Annotated in this window: 18 protein-coding genes and 1 tRNA gene; 13 read left to right on the top strand and 6 right to left on the bottom strand. The window is 73.5% G+C overall.

All coding sequences use genetic code 11. The annotated features are described in order from the left end of the window. Positions 1–112: 112 nt before the first annotated feature. Positions 113–195: transfer RNA gene (locus IDM29_RS09310), tRNA-Leu, on the top strand. Between the two features lie 186 nt (positions 196–381). On the opposite strand, the gene IDM29_RS09315 is transcribed toward IDM29_RS09310, so the two are convergent. Next, positions 382–930 carry a hypothetical protein gene (locus IDM29_RS09315; protein WP_182112578.1) on the bottom strand — a complete coding sequence of 183 codons (549 nt, stop codon included), beginning with the start codon at positions 928–930 and terminating at the stop codon, positions 382–384. Positions 931–1,153: 223 nt separating this feature from the next. Between IDM29_RS09315 and IDM29_RS09320 the strand changes: the two genes are divergently transcribed. Beyond that, positions 1,154–1,372 (top strand): hypothetical protein, encoded by a 219-nt coding sequence (locus IDM29_RS09320; RefSeq protein ID WP_182112579.1) that lies wholly within the window; start codon positions 1,154–1,156, stop codon positions 1,370–1,372. A gap of 4 nt (positions 1,373–1,376) precedes the next feature. Then, a complete protein-coding gene (locus IDM29_RS09325; RefSeq protein ID WP_182112580.1) occupies positions 1,377–2,102 on the top strand; it encodes a DsbA family protein in 726 nt (241 codons plus the stop codon). Positions 2,103–2,108: 6 nt separating this feature from the next. On the opposite strand, the gene IDM29_RS09330 is transcribed toward IDM29_RS09325, so the two are convergent. From IDM29_RS09330 to flgN, 5 genes are read right to left on the bottom strand one after another with little or no spacing between them, the layout of a single operon-like run. Then, positions 2,109–3,398, bottom strand: coding sequence for an HDOD domain-containing protein (locus IDM29_RS09330; protein ID WP_182112581.1), 1,290 nt, complete (start codon positions 3,396–3,398; stop codon positions 2,109–2,111). Beyond that, positions 3,365–3,787 (bottom strand): flagellar assembly protein FliW, encoded by a 423-nt coding sequence (fliW, locus tag IDM29_RS09335; RefSeq protein WP_182112582.1) that lies wholly within the window; start codon positions 3,785–3,787, stop codon positions 3,365–3,367. The genes IDM29_RS09330 and fliW overlap by 34 nt, the downstream gene beginning before the upstream one ends. After that, positions 3,784–4,671 carry a flagellar hook-associated protein FlgL gene (gene flgL / locus IDM29_RS09340; RefSeq protein ID WP_182112583.1) on the bottom strand — a complete coding sequence of 296 codons (888 nt, stop codon included), beginning with the start codon at positions 4,669–4,671 and terminating at the stop codon, positions 3,784–3,786. The genes fliW and flgL overlap by 4 nt, the downstream gene beginning before the upstream one ends. A gap of 2 nt (positions 4,672–4,673) precedes the next feature. Next, entirely contained in the window at positions 4,674–6,101 is a 1,428-nt protein-coding gene (gene flgK, locus IDM29_RS09345) for a flagellar hook-associated protein FlgK (RefSeq protein ID WP_182112584.1), read from the bottom strand. Further along, positions 6,098–6,577, bottom strand: a complete 480-nt coding sequence (gene flgN / locus IDM29_RS09350; RefSeq protein WP_182112585.1) for a flagellar export chaperone FlgN — start codon at positions 6,575–6,577, stop codon at positions 6,098–6,100. The genes flgK and flgN overlap by 4 nt, the downstream gene beginning before the upstream one ends. A 305-nt stretch (positions 6,578–6,882) precedes the next feature. On the opposite strand from flgN, the gene IDM29_RS09355 reads away from it, so the two are divergent. The 10 genes from IDM29_RS09355 (at position 6,883) to fliG (ending at position 14,963) form a co-directional block, all read left to right on the top strand. Further along, positions 6,883–7,761, top strand: a complete 879-nt coding sequence (locus IDM29_RS09355; protein WP_255491697.1) for a sigma-70 family RNA polymerase sigma factor — start codon at positions 6,883–6,885, stop codon at positions 7,759–7,761. Between the two features lie 127 nt (positions 7,762–7,888). Continuing rightward, complete coding sequence (locus IDM29_RS09360) at positions 7,889–8,710, top strand: flagellin (RefSeq protein ID WP_182112587.1); 822 nt, start codon at positions 7,889–7,891, stop codon at positions 8,708–8,710. Positions 8,711–8,872: 162 nt separating this feature from the next. Beyond that, entirely contained in the window at positions 8,873–10,258 is a 1,386-nt protein-coding gene (gene fliD, locus IDM29_RS09365) for a flagellar filament capping protein FliD (protein ID WP_182113952.1), read from the top strand. Positions 10,259–10,269: 11 nt separating this feature from the next. Beyond that, the gene (gene fliS, locus IDM29_RS09370) at positions 10,270–10,737 is read left to right on the top strand and encodes a flagellar export chaperone FliS (RefSeq protein ID WP_182112588.1); all 468 of its coding nucleotides are present in this window, start codon (positions 10,270–10,272) and stop codon (positions 10,735–10,737) included. Between the two features lies 1 nt (position 10,738). Continuing rightward, the gene (locus tag IDM29_RS09375) at positions 10,739–11,083 is read left to right on the top strand and encodes a hypothetical protein (RefSeq protein WP_182112589.1); all 345 of its coding nucleotides are present in this window, start codon (positions 10,739–10,741) and stop codon (positions 11,081–11,083) included. A gap of 209 nt (positions 11,084–11,292) precedes the next feature. Then, positions 11,293–11,634, top strand: a complete 342-nt coding sequence (flgB, locus tag IDM29_RS09380) for a flagellar basal body rod protein FlgB (RefSeq protein WP_182112590.1) — start codon at positions 11,293–11,295, stop codon at positions 11,632–11,634. Then, a complete protein-coding gene (flgC, locus tag IDM29_RS09385) occupies positions 11,634–12,032 on the top strand; it encodes a flagellar basal body rod protein FlgC (RefSeq protein ID WP_182112591.1) in 399 nt (132 codons plus the stop codon). The genes flgB and flgC overlap by 1 nt, the downstream gene beginning before the upstream one ends. Then, positions 12,032–12,358 (top strand): flagellar hook-basal body complex protein FliE, encoded by a 327-nt coding sequence (fliE, locus tag IDM29_RS09390; RefSeq protein ID WP_182112592.1) that lies wholly within the window; start codon positions 12,032–12,034, stop codon positions 12,356–12,358. The genes flgC and fliE overlap by 1 nt, the downstream gene beginning before the upstream one ends. After that, positions 12,358–13,938: a flagellar basal-body MS-ring/collar protein FliF gene (fliF, locus tag IDM29_RS09395; RefSeq protein WP_182112593.1), complete on the top strand. Its 1,581-nt coding sequence runs from the start codon at positions 12,358–12,360 to the stop codon at positions 13,936–13,938. Before fliE ends, fliF begins: the two co-directional genes overlap by 1 nt. Then, complete coding sequence (gene fliG, locus IDM29_RS09400) at positions 13,938–14,963, top strand: flagellar motor switch protein FliG (protein WP_182112594.1); 1,026 nt, start codon at positions 13,938–13,940, stop codon at positions 14,961–14,963. Before fliF ends, fliG begins: the two co-directional genes overlap by 1 nt. Positions 14,964–15,090 lie beyond the last annotated feature (127 nt).

Raw genomic sequence — 15,090 nt, forward strand, 5'->3', positions numbered from 1 at the left:
GGCCGGGGTCCGCGCAGCGCACGCGCGCCGGCGCGGCGCGACCGCCTGGCGCCGCGTCACCCGGCCCGGGCCGGTCCGGGGGCCCGCCCTGATCGTGCTAGCCTGCTTCGGCGCGCGAGTGGCGAAATGGCAGACGCGCTGGCTTCAGGTGCCAGTGTCCGAAAGGACGTGGGGGTTCAAGTCCCCCCTCGCGCACAGTGGGCCCCTTGGATGATCAAGGAGCCGAAGTTCGGACAACCCCCGATCGGACCCAGGTCCGGCCGGGGGTTGTCTCGTTGGTGGGCCCGTGGCCCGAGAAGTGGCACGCTGGCGTGCTAGATGGGCTTGTTTGACCATCCATTGCCTTGCGCGATCAGGGAGCAGGTCGTCATTCCGTGCGGGTCATCCGCGCGTGACACCGGAACGGGCCTCGCTCGCCGGCGCGGCGAGCGAGGACAGGCCCAGGAGCAGGCCCGCCACCAGCCCGGTCTGCGTGTGCGGCAGCCGGACGCCGCGTGCGCGGCGCCGCTCGCCCCAGCGGTAGATCGCCCGCTCGAGGGCGACGGTGCCGGCCACCGTCGCCACGGTGCCGGCCAGGACGGCGGCGCCGATGAGGAGCACCCGGGTGCGGTCCGGGGGCGGCGGGGGACCCGCGGCGCCGGCGTCGAGGACCGGGACGGTCGAGGTCAGGGCTCGGATGCGAGCGAGCGCGGCCTCCTCGGGCGTGGTCGCGGTGTCCGCCGTGGCCTCGTCCGCCGCGCCGTCGGCCTCCTGCCGCTCGCGCCGGGCCAGCGCGACCCCGTACGCGCCACCGGCGGCCACGAGGGCCGTCTTGAGCACGACGCGACGTCCCCGCGAGCGGACGACGTCCGGCAGCGCGTACCAGAGCGCTGCCACCGTCCCCGCGACGACGCCCTCCACGACCGCGCCCTTGCTCGGCCGACCACCCATGAGATCCCCCGCTCGTCGTCCTGCACCTGCCTCCCGAACGGCGCGCACGCGCGGGAGGTTCCCGTCCGGCGCCACGGACCGCCCCCACCGGCCAGAGGGTGCGGAGCGGCGCAGGCCGCGGGCCTGAGGACGGTCGGGTGTGGTCGGGTCGTCGCGCGGGCCGGTTCGGCGGTGCGGGCCGTGGGTCGGTACGGTCGTCGCAGACGTGCCGAGAGGAGCCACCATGGATGCGCGCGACGAGCGCCGGGACGACCCGGACCCCTTCACCACCCACCCCGCACCCTCGCGGGTGGTGATGTTCCTGGTGACCTTCGTGGCCCTGCTCGGCGGGTTCTACCTCATGGGCGTCGGCATCGACGACGAGTCGCCGTGGCTCTTCACCGGCGGCATGGTCCTCGCGGGCGGCGCGTTCGCGCTGCCGATGCGCGAGAGCCGCGCCTGACCGCGTGACCGACGCGACCGGCGCCCCCGGCGCGACCGGCGCACCCGACGTCCTGGCCGTCGACGTCTGGTCCGACGTCGCGTGCCCCTGGTGCTACCTGGGCACCCGCCGCTTCGCGGAGGGGGTGCGCCGGTTCGCCGGGGCGCGCGCCGCCGAGGGCCGTGCCGTGCCCGAGGTCCGCCTCACGCACCACTCGTTCGAGCTGTCCCCGGACACGCCCGTGGACTTCGACGGCACCGCGGCGGACTTCCTCGCCCGCCACAAGGGCGTGCCGATGGCGCAGGCGGTGCAGATGCAGGCGCAGGTCGCGGAGCTGGCGGCCGACGCGGGCCTGACCATGGACTTCGCGCGCGTCCGGCACACGAAGACGCTCACGGCGCACGAGCTGATCCACCTCGCGCACGCGCACGGGCGTCAGGCCGAGATGGTCGAGCGGCTCTTCCGCGCGTACTTCACGGAGGGCCGGCACGTCGGCCGGACCGAGGACCTCGCCGACCTGGCCGCCGACGTGGGCCTGGACCGCGACGAGGTCGTGGCCGCGCTCGAGGCCGGCACCTACGCCGACGCGGTGGCCGCCGACGTCGCGCAGGCCCGGGTGTACGGCATCACCGGCGTGCCGTTCTTCGTCCTGGACGGGCGCTACGGGGTCTCCGGCGCGCAGGACCCGGCGGTCTTCGCCGCCGGCCTCGAGCAGGCGGCGTCGGACTCCACGTCCGGAGCCGACGACTGACGCGCGCTAGCGGCGGACCGGTGCCAGCGGGTCGTCGGCCAGCTCGCCGCCGATCGCCCGTGCCGTGGCGAGCGCCTCGGCCAGGCACCGCATGTAGGCGGCGGAGACCTCGGCGGGGAGCATCCCGGCCGTGAGCACCCCGGTGGAGTCCTTGCGCTCGTGGGCCCGCACGGCGACGAGGGCGGCGCCGAGCGCGCCCTCGCCGCGAACCGCACCACGCACGACCTCGGACACGCCGACCTTGTCGAGCAGCACGTCGACGGGGACGGCGATCTGGCCGGCGAGCGCGGTGAGCATGCCGACCGTGTAGCCCGCAGGGTCGCCCGTGAGCGTCTCGCACGTCAGCGCGCGGGCGAGGATGAACCACAGGCTGTCCATCGCCCCCGGCCGGGCGCCGAGGAGGAGGCCCGAGACGAGGGTGGTGACCTCGCGGGCCCCGAGCAGGACCACCGCCTGGTGTGCGGTGTCGACCGGCGCCGCGAGCGAGAACGCGCCGCTGTTCACGAGGTGGAGCAGGCGCAGCGTGAGCACGGGGTCCGTGTCGACGACCTGCGCGACCTCCGCCATGGGGGTCTCCGGCTGCTGAAGCAGGTGGAGCAGGGCCAGGCACTGGAGCTCGCCGGCGCGCAGCACGCGCTCCGGCGGCGGCGGCTCGGCCTGGGCCCGCACGGCGTGGCCGCCGTAGAGGGCGTCGACACCGGCCGCGCGGCACTCACGCACCGCGGCGTCGTCGTGCACGTCCGGCGCCAGCGCTCGCACGCCGGCCCGGTGCAGCCGGTGGACGAGCACCGACAGGGGGAGCGCGGTCCGCCGGTCGACGACGGCGTAGCCGACGGAGCCGAGCAGCGCGTCCTGCGCGGGCAGCCCGCGGTAGCCGGTCAGCGCGAGGTCGACGCCCAGGGCGCGCAGCACGGCCGTGCGCTCGCGGGCGTCGTCCCGGTCCTCGAAGCCGAGCGGCAGCTCGAGCACGAGGCGGCCGGGGGCCGACGGCGCGGGCAGGTGCCCGTCGAGCATGGCCGGCGTGGCGGGCAGGAACGCGTAGCGGTCCGCGACGACGTCGGGCAGGTGCAGGGCGAGGTAGTGGTCGTGCGCGTCGGGGTGCTCCGCCTCGGTCTCGGGCCCGCGCTGCGCCGGCACGACCGGGGGTGCCGGCGCGACGGAGACGACGTACCCGACGACGCGGCCGTCGAGCGTCGTGACCGGGTCACGGTGGATCGTGGGGCCCTGGGGCCGCGCCTCAGCCGGCGCCGCGGCCGCCACCGTCACGCCGCCGTCAGCGGCGCGCGCAGGGGCCACCTGTCGTCGTCGAGCACCACCTGCAGGGCCGTCCCGGTCGAGGCGTTGACGGCGACCGGCGCGAGGAGGTTCGCGGTCGGCGGCGCGTCGCCCTGGCCCGGGTGGACGACGACCAGCAGGACGGCGTCGTCGGTGCCGAGGGTCTCGCGCGTCGAGCCGTCCAGCTCGGGCGCGTAGTCCGGGAAGTACGCGCGCGGCGGCACGAGGAAGAGCCGGACGTCGGGCTCCTGCGTGCTGCGCAGCGTGAAGAGGTAGCCGGTGTCGTCGACCGCCGCGAGCGAGAAGGTGCGCAGGTCCCGCAGGCCCGGCGGCGGCGTGGCGAAGTCGAGGACGTCGGCGACGGTCCGGGCGTGCGGGGGCGTCGCGGTGTCGGTCACGGTCACGGTCATCGCAGGAACTCCATCAGGCTGGGCTGCAGGACGCGGGCGGCGGCGCCGAGGGCGCCCTGGTAGGCGACCTCCTGCATCTGCAGCTCGACGATGACCTCGGCGAGGTCGATGTCCTCGATCGCGGACAGCTGGCTCTTGAGGTCGGCGTCGACCTTCTGCAGCGACGTCTGCGCGGTCAGGGCGGCGTTGTGGCGGGTGCCGACCCCGGCGAGCTCGCCCAGCATGGTGGTCATCCGCTGGTCGATCTCGCCGAGCCGGGGCCCGACCTCCACGCCCGCGCGGAGATCCGCGACGATCGAGTCGATGAGCGCGAACACGGAGTCGGCGCCGTCGCCGAAGGCCTGGGAACCGTCATGGTCCGCGCGCACGAGCGACTCGGGTCCGAGGCGGCGCTGGACCGTCCCGTCGGTGGTGCCCTGCCATGCGTAGGAGCCCTCGGTGAACGCCTGCGGCCGGTCCGAGGTCCCGGCGAAGACCGAGCGGCCGTTGTACCGCGTGTTCGCCTGGCTGAGCAGGCCGTCCCGGATGCCCTCGAGCTCGACCGCGATGGCCTCGCGGGAGATGGCGTTGAGGGTGCCGCTGCTGGCGCCCTGGACCGTGAGGTCGCGCGCCTTGCGGAGCGAGGCGACCGAGGTCTGCAGCGCGGAGTCGACGGTCGTGAGCCAGGCGACGGCGTCGTCCGCGTTGCGGGCGTGCTGCTCGGCGGCACGGCGCTCGGCGCGCAGCTGCATCGCCTGGCCGGTGCCGCCGGGGTCGTCCGACGGCTTGGTGATGACCTTGCCGCCGGACATGCGGCCCTGCAGGTCGGCCATCCTGGACAGGTTGACCTGCAGGTTCGCGAGCGTCGAGCGCTGCACGGTCTGGTGCGTCACGCGGTTGATCACGTCTACCTCCCCACCACGCCGGTGCGGTTGATGAGCACGTCGAGCATCTCGTCGATCGCCGTGAGGACGCGGGCGGCCCCCTCGTAGGCCCGCTGGAACGCGAGCATGTTCACCGACTCCTCGTCGAGGTCGACGCTGGCCTGCGAGAGCTGGAGATTCTCGGCGGTCGCGCGGGTCGTCTCGGTGACGGCGGCGCGCTGCGCGGCGGACCGGCTCGTGACCCCGAGGTCCACGACCCACGCACGCCAGCTCGCGTCCGGGCCGTCCGACGCCGTGGCGAGCTGCGAGATGCGGTCGGCGACCGAGCCGTCGAAGGCACCCTTGCCGGCGTCGCCCGCCGCGATCTGGCCGGCGTCGGTCACCGCGAGCGAGAGCCCGAGCGCGGCCGGCTGACCGGCGCCGAGCGTGAAGAAGTCGCCGCCCGCGGCTCCCGCGGGGGTCTGCGCGCCGGCGTGGATCGCGTTGACGGCGTCGTGGAGCGTGCGCGCGACGTCGTCCCACGCGTTCGCGGCGTCGGCGAGCAGGCCGCCGGAGGACGCCGGCGCCAGGGTCGCGAGGTGCCCGGCGATCGCGCCGCCCTCCAGGGGCAGCGGCGTGCCGTCGGCCCAGCGGACCGCCACGGGATCGGGAGTCGAGGGCGGCTGGCCGATGCCGCCGGCCATCTCGCGCGATCCGGTCAGGACCAGGCTCGTGGCAGTGGTGCCGCGGACCAGCATGTTGCCGCCGACGACGACGTCCATGGTCCCGTCCGCGCGCTCGCGGCCCGTGGCGCCCACGAGCCCCGAGAGCGTCGTGACCAGCTGGTCGCGCCGGTCCATGAGCTCGTTGGCCGAGCCGCCCGCGACGAGCACCGAGCGGATGGAGTCGTTGAGCTCGGCGATCGCCGTGGCCGTCGTGTTCACGTCGGCGACCAGGGCCTCCGCCTGGGTGCGGGTCTGGGTCCACTGCGTCTGCACGGCGCGGTAGCCGTCGGAGACCTGCGTGACCAGGGCGCGGGCGTCGCCGAGGAGGACCTCGCGGGCCGCCGGGTCGTTCGCGTTGTTGCCGACGCCCTGCCACGCGGCCCAGAAGGCACTCAGCGCGGCGGCCGGTCCCGTCGTGCCGGGCTCGGTGACGCTGGCCTCGAGCCGGCCGAGGGCCGCCGCGCGGGTGTTCTGGAAGGAGGCGCTCGACGTCGTCGCGCGCAGGCGGGCGTCGAGGAAGGCGTCGTCCATGCGCGTGATGCCCGTGACGCGCACGCCGTTGCCCGCGCCCTGCGGCGTGGAGAACATCGACGGCGCGGACAGCGCGCTGACCGACTCCGTCGTGGTGCGCTGACGCGTGTAGCCGGCGGTGTTCGCGTTCGCCATGTTCTGGCCGGCGACCTCGAGCGCCTGGCGCTGGGCGATGAGGGACGAGAGGGCGGTCCCGAGCCCCGAGAACGTGCTCACAGCGCCTGGTCGAGCAGCACGCTGCCCGTGGTCGTCGCGGCCGCGCCGCGGGGGTCGTAGGTCTGGACGCTCTCCTGCAGGCTCATCAGCGTCTCCTGCGTGGCCCGGTGGGAGGTCGCGAGCAGGTCGCGGTTGCTCTCGGCGAGGCCGTTGATCTGGTCCGTGAGGGAGACGAAGGCCGCGTGGTGCTCGGCGAGGAGCTCGTCCCAGGGGGACGGCGCGTGCCGCGCGAGCTCGAGGAGGCTCGCTCCCTCGGTCCGGCCCAGCTCGCGGGCGGCGGCGTCGGCCTCGGCGGACCGGCCCAGCTCGGCCGTGCGGATCTGGGCGAGGACCGACTCGACCTCGCGCGTCGCGTGGCCCAGCCACTGCGTGCGGCCGCTGCTGAGCACCAGCTGCTCTTCCTCCAGCTTGAACAGCAGGAGCTCGAGGAGCTGGCGCTCGTGCCACAGCACCGCGGAGAGCGCGTTGAGGGCCATGAGGTCAGTCCTTCTTCCGTGCGGTCACGTCGACGGGCAGCGGGAGCCGCTGTCCTGACCGGATGATCGGCCGGACGGCGCCCTGTGTGACCCTTTCCGTTGGGCCATCTGAGCATCGGCGGCCAAATGTGACGCACGTCACACAACCGGGTCGGACATGGGCGTCCGCGTCCGGTTCGTCCTGGGACGTAACCGGGCAATGTGAGCGCCAACACAGGGTCCCGGCATGTGGACAACCCTGGGGAAAGGGCTTTCACCCGCGACGACTCCTCAAGGGTGATCATGCCGGTCCCGAGAACCACCCGGTGACCATCGCAGACCAGGCCGACGCGGCTCTCATCGTCGAGAACCTCCCGCTCGTCGGCTACCACGTCAACGCCACCCTCAGCCGCGTGCCGTCGTACGTGTCGCGCTCGGACCTCGCGTCCGCCGGAGCGTTCGCGCTGGTCAAGGCCGCGAAGGCCTACGACGCCAGCACCGGCGTCCCCTTCTCGCGCTACGCCTCGCTGCGCATCAAGGGCGCGCTGATCGACGAGCTCCGCGGCATGGACTGGGTCTCGCGCGGCGCCCGCCGCCGGGCCCGCCGCCTCGGCGAGGTCGTCGACGACCTGACCGCCACGCTGGGCCGCGCACCGTCCCGCACCGAGGTCGCCGAGGCGACCGGGATGACGGTCGACGAGGTCGACGCCGCGCGCAGCGACGCCGACGTGCGCGTCGTGAGCATCGACGCGTTCGACGGCGTCGTCGCCGACCAGGTCGTCGCCGTCGGCGCCGGCCCGGAGGAGAGCCTGCTCGCCGCCGAGCGCCTGCAGTACCTGCACGCCGGCGTCGAGGCCCTGCCCGAGCGCATGCGGTACGTCGTGGAGGAGCTGTTCTTCCACGACCGCCCCGTCGTGGAGCTCGCCGAGGAGCTCGGCGTCACGCAGTCCCGGATCAGCCAGCTGCGCACGGCTGCCCTGCAGATGCTGCGCGACGGCATGAACGCGAGCCTCGACCCCGCGCTGGTCCAGCAGGCGGACCGGCCCGACGGCGTCGCGGAGCGCCGGCGCCAGGCGTACTACGCGGACGTCGCGGCGCGGGCCGCCGGTGCCGCGCACGCGAGCACGGTGAAGGTCGTCCCGCGTCCGCACGACGGCGCGCACGACGTCGCCGCGTCGCGCCGGCACGCGCTCGCCGTCGGCTGAGCCGGGCTCCCGGGCACTCGAAAAAAAGATCCGGCGGAAACCTCATCGCCCGTCGGGCACCGCCGATCAGTCGGGTGCTCGCCCATGGATGGGCGGCGACGTCCGACCCGTCTCAAGGAGGATTCTCATGGGTCTCTCGATCAACCAGAACATCGCGGCGGTCAACAGCTACCGCAACCTGTCCAACACGCAGAACGACCTGAGCAAGTCGCTCGAGAAGCTCTCGTCCGGCTTCCGCATCAACCGCGCTGCGGACGACGCGGCCGGCCTGGCGATCTCCGAGGGCCTGCGCTCGCAGGTCGGTGGCCTCAAGGTCGCCGCCCGCAACGCCCAGGACGGCATCTCGGTCGTGCAGACCGCAGAAGGCGCCATGACCGAGGTCCACGCCATCCTGCAGCGCCAGCGCGACCTGGCCGTGCAGGCCGGTAACGACTCGAACAACGAGGCTGCCCGCACCAACATCAAGGCCGAGTCGGACAGCCTCTCGCTGGAGCTGACCCGGATCGCCGACTCCACGAACTTCAACGGCGCCGAGCTGCTCAAGGGCGGCACGATGACGTTCCAGGTCGGGGCCGGCGCGGACGCCGCCACCAACCAGATCGAGGTCGACCTCGCGGACATCTCGGGTCTTGGCACCACCATCGGTAACCTGACCTTCGACACGGCGGAGAACGCCGCGCTGTCGATCGCCGCGATCGACACGGCGATCAGCTCCGTCTCGTCCGCTCGTGCCGGCTTCGGTTCGGTCCAGAACCGGTTCGAGCACACCATCAAGAACATCAACGTCGCGGTGGAGAACCTGTCCGCGTCGGAGTCCCGCATCCGCGACACCGACATGGCGTCGGAGATGGTCTCGTTCACGCGGGCCCAGATCCTGTCGCAGGCCGGCACGTCGATGCTCGCGCAGGCCAACCAGATCCCCCAGGGCGTCCTCTCGCTCCTGCGCTGATCCGGGCCGCTCCGGCGGCACCTGAGCCAGCTCGGTACGACCAGCACGTCAGTGCACCACCGGCCGACGGCGGGATGACGACGTCACCCCGCCGTCGGCCGGAGCCGTTCCGCCTTGCGAACACGAGGCGGCCTGATCAGGAAGGAGTGAGTCGTGGCCGGAATGGGTGTCGACGGACTCGCCTCCGGCCTCAACACGACCGACCTCATCAACCAGCTGATGCAGGTCGAGGCGATGCCTCAGACGCTGCTGAAGTCGAAGCAGTCGCAGTCGCAGTCGCTCGTGGCGGGCCTGCAAGGGCTCAACACCCGCATCGCCTCCCTCGCCGAGGCTGCCCGGAACACCGCCAAGGTCGAGTCGTGGAACGCCTACTCCGCGACCAGCTCGGCGACGGGCACGACCGCCGTCGCCGGCAGCACCGCACAGCCCGGCACGGTGACCTTTCATGTCGACAGGATCGCGACGACGCAGGTGAGCGTCAGTGCAGCCACACGGGACGACGGCTCGTTCGTCACGTCCGACCCGCCGGCGCTCACGATCAGGAAGAAGGACGGGACGCTCGTCACCGTCGAGGCAAGGACGGGCAGCCTGAGCGACCTCGCCAAGGCCCTCAACGACTCCCCCGACGCGGGCGTCAAGGCGACCGTCGTGCGAGTCTCGAACGGGACGGAGCCGACGTACCGCCTCCAGCTCACGGGGACGCAGACGGGCGAGGACGGCTCCTTCGAGCTCTTCGCCGGCGCCGGGTCCGAGGTTGCGGCGGGCACGGCACCCTCGCTCCTCGAGGTGCAGGTCCGTGCCGCGGAGAACGCCCAGGTGACGCTCTGGAAGGGCGTGGCGGGTCTGGAGCAGACCTACAGCCAGTCCTCCAACACCTTCTCCGGTCTCATGGCCGGCGTCGACGTGACCGTCTCGAAGGCCACGGCGGCCGACGAGGAGCAGACGACCATCACCGTCGGTCGCGACGACGCCGCCCTCACCAAGCTCGCCTCGGGCCTGGTGGGCGCGATGGGCGTCGTCCTGTCCGAGATCACGTCCCGGACCGCGACCACGACCAAGACCAACGCCGACGGCACCACGTCGGTCACGGGCGGCCTCTTCAGCGCCGACAGCGCGGTTCGCGGCATCCAGCAGCAGCTCACGACCGCCATGTCCCTGCCCGTCGACGGCCGCTCGCCGTCCGAGGTCGGCATCGTCATCGGCCGCGACGGCACCTTCACGTTCGACGAGAAGGTCTTCGGCGAGGCACTCGCGGCGGATCCGGCCAAGGTTCAGTCGATGGTCAGCCAGCTCGCTGCGCGGGTTGCGGACGTCGCCGGTGCGACCTCCGACAAGTACGAGGGCAGCCTCACGCTCAAGATCCAGAGCCAGGAAGGCCTGGTCAAGGACATGGGAAGCCAGATCGAGGGCTGGGACCGCCGCCTGGAGGTGCGCCGTCAGTCGCTCTCACGGACGTACGCGGCGCTCGAGGTGACCCTGAACAAGATGCAGTCCCAGTCGAGCTGGCTCGCCGGTCAGCTTGCCTCCCTCCCGACCTACGGCTCCTGAGGAGCTCTGCCATGAACTACGCCGCCGTGCGCACCCGCTACGTGGACGACACCGTCGCCACGGCCTCGCCGGCCAAGCTGCTGACGATGCTCTACGACCGCCTGGTGCTGGACCTCCAGCGTGCCGAGCACGAGCAGCGGGCGGGCAACCGCGGAGCGGCCGGCACCCACCTCACGCACGCGCAGGACATCGTCGGCGAGCTCGCCTCGACGCTCGACGTCTCCGCGTGGGACGGCGCCCAGCAGCTGCTCTCGATCTACACGTTCCTCCTGACGGAGCTGGTCTCCGCCAACGTCTCGGGCGACGCCGATCGCACCGCGGCCTGCCGCGCCCTCGTGGAGCCGCTGGCCGACGCCTGGCACCAGGCCGCGGCGCAGCTCGGCGGGACGCTCGAGCCCGCCGTCGCGGCGTCCCCCGCGCGCAACCCCTTCGCGACGGCGGCCGCCGGCGGCTCGCTCGGCGAGCTCGGCGTCGGCTGACATGATCGCCCAGGCCCCGCCGGCCACCCGTCCGGCGCCCGGGTGGGACGCCGCGTGGGAGGCGGCGCTCGCGACGCTCGAGATGGACGTCGCGCAGGCCGAGGCCATGCTCGCGCTCGACCGCATCGCCGAGGCGCCCCCGCGCGACCCCTGGTCCCCGCCCTCGGGCCTGGGCCCCCTGCCGCTCGCCCTCGCGGACCGCGCCCGCACCCTGCTGGACCGCCAGATCGACGTCGGGCGCCGGTTGGCGGAGGCCGCGGAGCTGAGCCGGCGCCACCACCGCGCCGCGCAGGCGCTGCGCCAGGCGCCGCCCTCGGTGCCCGTGTACCTCGACACCCCGGCCTGACGCACGCCCGGCCAGAGCCCGGGCGCCACCGGGTGAATGTCCGGAACAGGGCGGTACGGGATCGCCCACGCGGGTGACCTGCGAAGACGCGGCCCCGGAACGCTCATGGTCGAGGCCAGGACGCCGATGACCACGACGAGCACGGATTGCTCGTCCCGAAGGCCATGGAACGGCCGTACCGCCCCTCGCACCTTGAGGTGGACCCGGCTGTGTTCGACTCGGTCTCCTTCGTCGCCATGAGCAGCGCGCTCGACGGGCTCGCCCTGCGCCAGCGCGTCATCGCCGACAACGTCGCGAACATCCAGACCCCCGGCTACCGCGCCGGGCGCGTCAGCTTCGAGGCCGCGCTCGCCCGCGCCGTGGGCGACGGCTCCGGCGCCGTCACCGCGAGCCGGTCGCAGTCGCTGGACCCGACCCGCCTGGACGGCAACAACGTCAACCTCGACACCGAGACGCTGACCAACATCGAGACGAACCTGCGGTACGAGCTGGCCACGCGCGCGATGGACGGCACGTTCAGCAAGCTCCGCACCGCGATGCGGACCGCGTGATGAGCATCTTCGGGGCGATCAACACCGCCGGCAGCGGCATGACCACGTACCGCACGTGGCTCGACGCCATCTCCGACAACCTCGCCAACCTCAACACCGTGCGCAGCACGGACGAGGAGGCCTTCCGGGCCCGGTACGTCGTCGCCCAGTCCGTCGAGGACGGCGACCGGGGCGTGCGGGTCGCCGGCGCGGTGTTCGGGTCGGCCGAGGGCCGCCTCGTCTACGAGCCCGCCAACCCGCTGGCAGACGCCGAGGGCTACGTGCGCTACCCCGACATCGACATGTCGAGCCAGATGACCCAACTGATCATGGCGCAGCGCGGCTACCAGGCGAACGCCGCCGTGGTCGACCGCGCCCGCGAGACCTACACCGCAGCACTGCAGATCGGACGTGGCTGATGAGCATCGACGCGATCGGGGGCATGTCTCCCGCCGGCCTGCTCGGCGCGCTGTCCCCCCTCGGTGGCGCGAGCGCCGCGCCGACGGGCCCGACGGCGGGCACGGGTGCCGCCTTCGGCACCACGCTCGCCGGGTCCATCGACCAGCTCCAGGCCATGCAGTCGACGTCGGACGCCCTCGGCGTCGCGGCCGTCACGGGTGACCTCGACGACGTGCACGACTACACGATCGCGTCCTCCCAGGCGGCGGTCGCCCTCGAGCTGACCGCGGCGCTGCGCAACAAGGCCGTCGACGCGTTCACCGAGATCATGCGGATGCAGGCCTGATGCCCGCGCAGCTCTCCGGCCTGGTCGGCCGGGTCCGCGCGACGATCGGGGCCTTCACCCTCGCTCAGCGCACCCTCGCGCTCATCGGCCTCGCCGGGCTCGTGCTCGGCGCGGTCGCGCTGTCCGCGTGGGCCGCGAAGCCGACGATGACGCCCCTGTTCACGGGCCTGGCCGCGAGCGACGCGAGCGCCATCGTCGACCAGCTCGAGTCCGAGGGCGTGCCCTACGAGCTGGCCGACGGCGGCTCGAGCGTCATGGTCCCGGCCGACGACGTCTACGCGATGCGCCTCGTCGCCGCCGCGGCGGGCCTGCCGACGGCGTCGGACGGCGCGGGCTACTCGCTGCTGGACGACATGGGCATGACGTCGTCCGAGTTCCAGCAGCAGGTCACCTACCAGCGCGCCCTCGAGGGCGAGCTCGCCAAGACGATCCAGTCGCTCGCGGGCGTCGAGACCGCCACCGTGCGGCTCGCGCTGCCCGAGGAGAGCGTGTTCGTCTCGGAGACCGCCGACCCGACCGCGTCCGTCTTCATCAAGACCAAGGCCGGCGCGACGGTGGACAGCGACAAGGTCCAGGCGATCGTCCACCTCGTCTCGGCCGGCATCGAGGGCATGGACCCGACCGACGTCGCGGTGGTCGACGCGAACGGCACCGTGCTGTCCGCCGTCGGCGGCACGCAGGCCGGGGGGATGCAGGGCGGACAGACCGCCGAGTACGAGGCGCGCGTCGCCAGCAACGTCCAGGGGATGCTCGAGCGCATCGTCGGCGCCGGCAACGCGGTCGTCAGCGTCACGGCGGACCTGGACTACGACCAGATCGCCCGGACCAGCGAGACGTACACGCCGGCCGAGGGCGCGCCGCCGTCGTCCGCGCAGACCAGCGTCGAGGAGTACACGGGCGGCGCCGAGGCAGGGGCGACCGGGATCCTGGGCCCGGACGGGCAGCCCCAGGGCGCCGCCGGCGGCGAGGGCGAGTACCGCAAGGAGAGCTCGACGGTGAACAACACCGTCAACAAGACGGTCGAGCAGCTCACCTCGACCCCGGGCGCCGTGCGCCGGCAGTCCGTCTCCGTGGTCGTCTCCGCCGACGCGGGCGGCGCGCTGAACATGGGTGACCTGCAGCAGGCCGTCGTGGCCGCCGCCGGCATCGACGAGGCGCGCGGCGACGTCGTCTCCGTGTCCCGCATGGCCTTCGACACCACGACGGCCGAGGCCGCGCAGACGGCGATCGCAGCCGCCGAGGCCGAGGCGCAGACCGCGCAGCAGTCGGAGCTCATCCGCACGGCAGCCATCGCGGGCATCGTGCTGCTGGCGCTCATCGCCGCTGCGGTCATGGGTGCCCGTCGCAGCCGCCGGGCGCGGCGCGAGGCGATCGACCTCGGCGCGATCGAGCTGGTCGAGGCCGCGCAGCGGCAGGTCATCGAGCCCGAGCCGGAGCCCGCGTACGTGCTGCCGCCGGCGCGGGACCTGGCCGCGGACGAGCTCGCCGCCAAGCGCGAGGACGTCATGGCCCTCGCGGCCGACCAGCCGGCCGAGGTGGCCGAGGTCCTGCGGGGCTGGCTCGTGGGCGGACGCCGCTGATGACCCTCGTGACCACCACCCCCGGGCTGACCGGCCGGCAGAAGGCCGCCCTCATGCTCATCCAGCTCGGCAAGGAGCAGGCTTCGCGCGTCATGGCGCAGCTCGACGACGCCGAGATCGAGGAGCTCACCGCGGAGATCGCGCGCTTCGAGCGCGTGGACGCCAGCGTCGCGAACAGCGTGCTCGAGGAGTTCCACGCCGCCTCCCTCGGGGGCAGCGGCGCCGTCAGCCGCGGCGGGCTCGGCCTCGCGCAGCAGCTGCTCGAGGCCTCCGTCGGGCGCGAGCGGGCGGCCGGGATGCTCGAGCGGCTCGCGAGCACGCTCCAGGGGCAGCCGTTCGAGTTCCTGCAGTACGCCGACGCCCGCCAGGTCGTCTCCCTGCTCTCGGGCGAGCACCCGCAGACCGTCGCCCTCGTGCTCGCGCACCTGCGGGCCGAGCACGCGTCGGGGATCATGGCCGGCCTGCCGGCCGCGGTCCAGGCCGACGTCGCCCACCGCATCGCACTCATGGAGCGCGCCTCGCCCGACGTCGTCCAGCTCGTCGCCGAGTCGCTCCAGCGCAAGGCCTCGGCCGTCCTGACGCCGCAGGAGCTCTCCGCCGTCGGCGGCGTGCAGCCCCTCGTCGAGATCATCAACCGCGCGGACCCGGGCACCGAGAAGGCGATCCTGGAGGGCCTCGAGGAGCGCGACAAGGCCCTCGCCGAGGAGGTCCGCAGCCGGATGTTCGTCTTCGGCGACATCGTCCTGCTCGAGGACCGCGCCATCCAGCTCGTGCTGCGCGGGGTCGAGATGGCCTCGCTCGCGACGGCGCTCAAGGGCGTCGACGAGGCGGTGCGGGAGAAGATCCTGCGCAACCTGTCCCAGCGCGCGGCCGAGAACCTCGCCGAGGAGATCGAGCTCCTGGGTCCGGTCCGGCTGTCCATGGTCGAGGAGGCGCGGGCCGCCGTCGTGCAGGTCATCCGCCGCCTCGAGGAGAGCGGGCAGATCGTCATCCGCCGCGAGGGCGAGGACGAGTATGTCGCCTGAGACCGCGGCCCCGACCGCCCCCGAGTTCCGCGCCGTCGCGCTGCCCAGCGTCGCGTCGGCCTCCGCGACCGCCGAGGCCGAGCGCGCCCGCGTCGCGGGCTTCGCCGCCGGGTGGACCGCGGGTGCG

The sequence above is a fragment of the Actinotalea sp. JY-7885 genome, from assembly GCF_014525465.1.
GTDB lineage: Bacteria > Actinomycetota > Actinomycetes > Actinomycetales > Cellulomonadaceae > Actinotalea.

What these genes read in the sequence shown, in the direction of transcription:
- IDM29_RS09315 (WP_182112578.1), bottom strand. Translation starts at nt 930, where the DNA reads ATGGGTGGTCGGCCGAGCAAGGGCGCGGTCGTGGAGGGCGTCGTCGCG.
- IDM29_RS09320 (WP_182112579.1), top strand. Translation starts at nt 1,154, where the DNA reads ATGGATGCGCGCGACGAGCGCCGGGACGACCCGGACCCCTTCACCACC.
- fliW (WP_182112582.1), bottom strand. Translation starts at nt 3,787, where the DNA reads ATGACCGTGACCGTGACCGACACCGCGACGCCCCCGCACGCCCGGACC.
- flgN (WP_182112585.1), bottom strand. Translation starts at nt 6,577, where the DNA reads ATGGCCCTCAACGCGCTCTCCGCGGTGCTGTGGCACGAGCGCCAGCTC.
- IDM29_RS09360 (WP_182112587.1), top strand. Translation starts at nt 7,889, where the DNA reads ATGGGTCTCTCGATCAACCAGAACATCGCGGCGGTCAACAGCTACCGC.
- fliD (WP_182113952.1), top strand. Translation starts at nt 8,873, where the DNA reads ATGGGTGTCGACGGACTCGCCTCCGGCCTCAACACGACCGACCTCATC.
- fliS (WP_182112588.1), top strand. Translation starts at nt 10,270, where the DNA reads ATGAACTACGCCGCCGTGCGCACCCGCTACGTGGACGACACCGTCGCC.
- IDM29_RS09375 (WP_182112589.1), top strand. Translation starts at nt 10,739, where the DNA reads ATGATCGCCCAGGCCCCGCCGGCCACCCGTCCGGCGCCCGGGTGGGAC.
- flgC (WP_182112591.1), top strand. Translation starts at nt 11,634, where the DNA reads ATGAGCATCTTCGGGGCGATCAACACCGCCGGCAGCGGCATGACCACG.
- fliE (WP_182112592.1), top strand. Translation starts at nt 12,032, where the DNA reads ATGAGCATCGACGCGATCGGGGGCATGTCTCCCGCCGGCCTGCTCGGC.
- fliF (WP_182112593.1), top strand. Translation starts at nt 12,358, where the DNA reads ATGCCCGCGCAGCTCTCCGGCCTGGTCGGCCGGGTCCGCGCGACGATC.
- fliG (WP_182112594.1), top strand. Translation starts at nt 13,938, where the DNA reads ATGACCCTCGTGACCACCACCCCCGGGCTGACCGGCCGGCAGAAGGCC.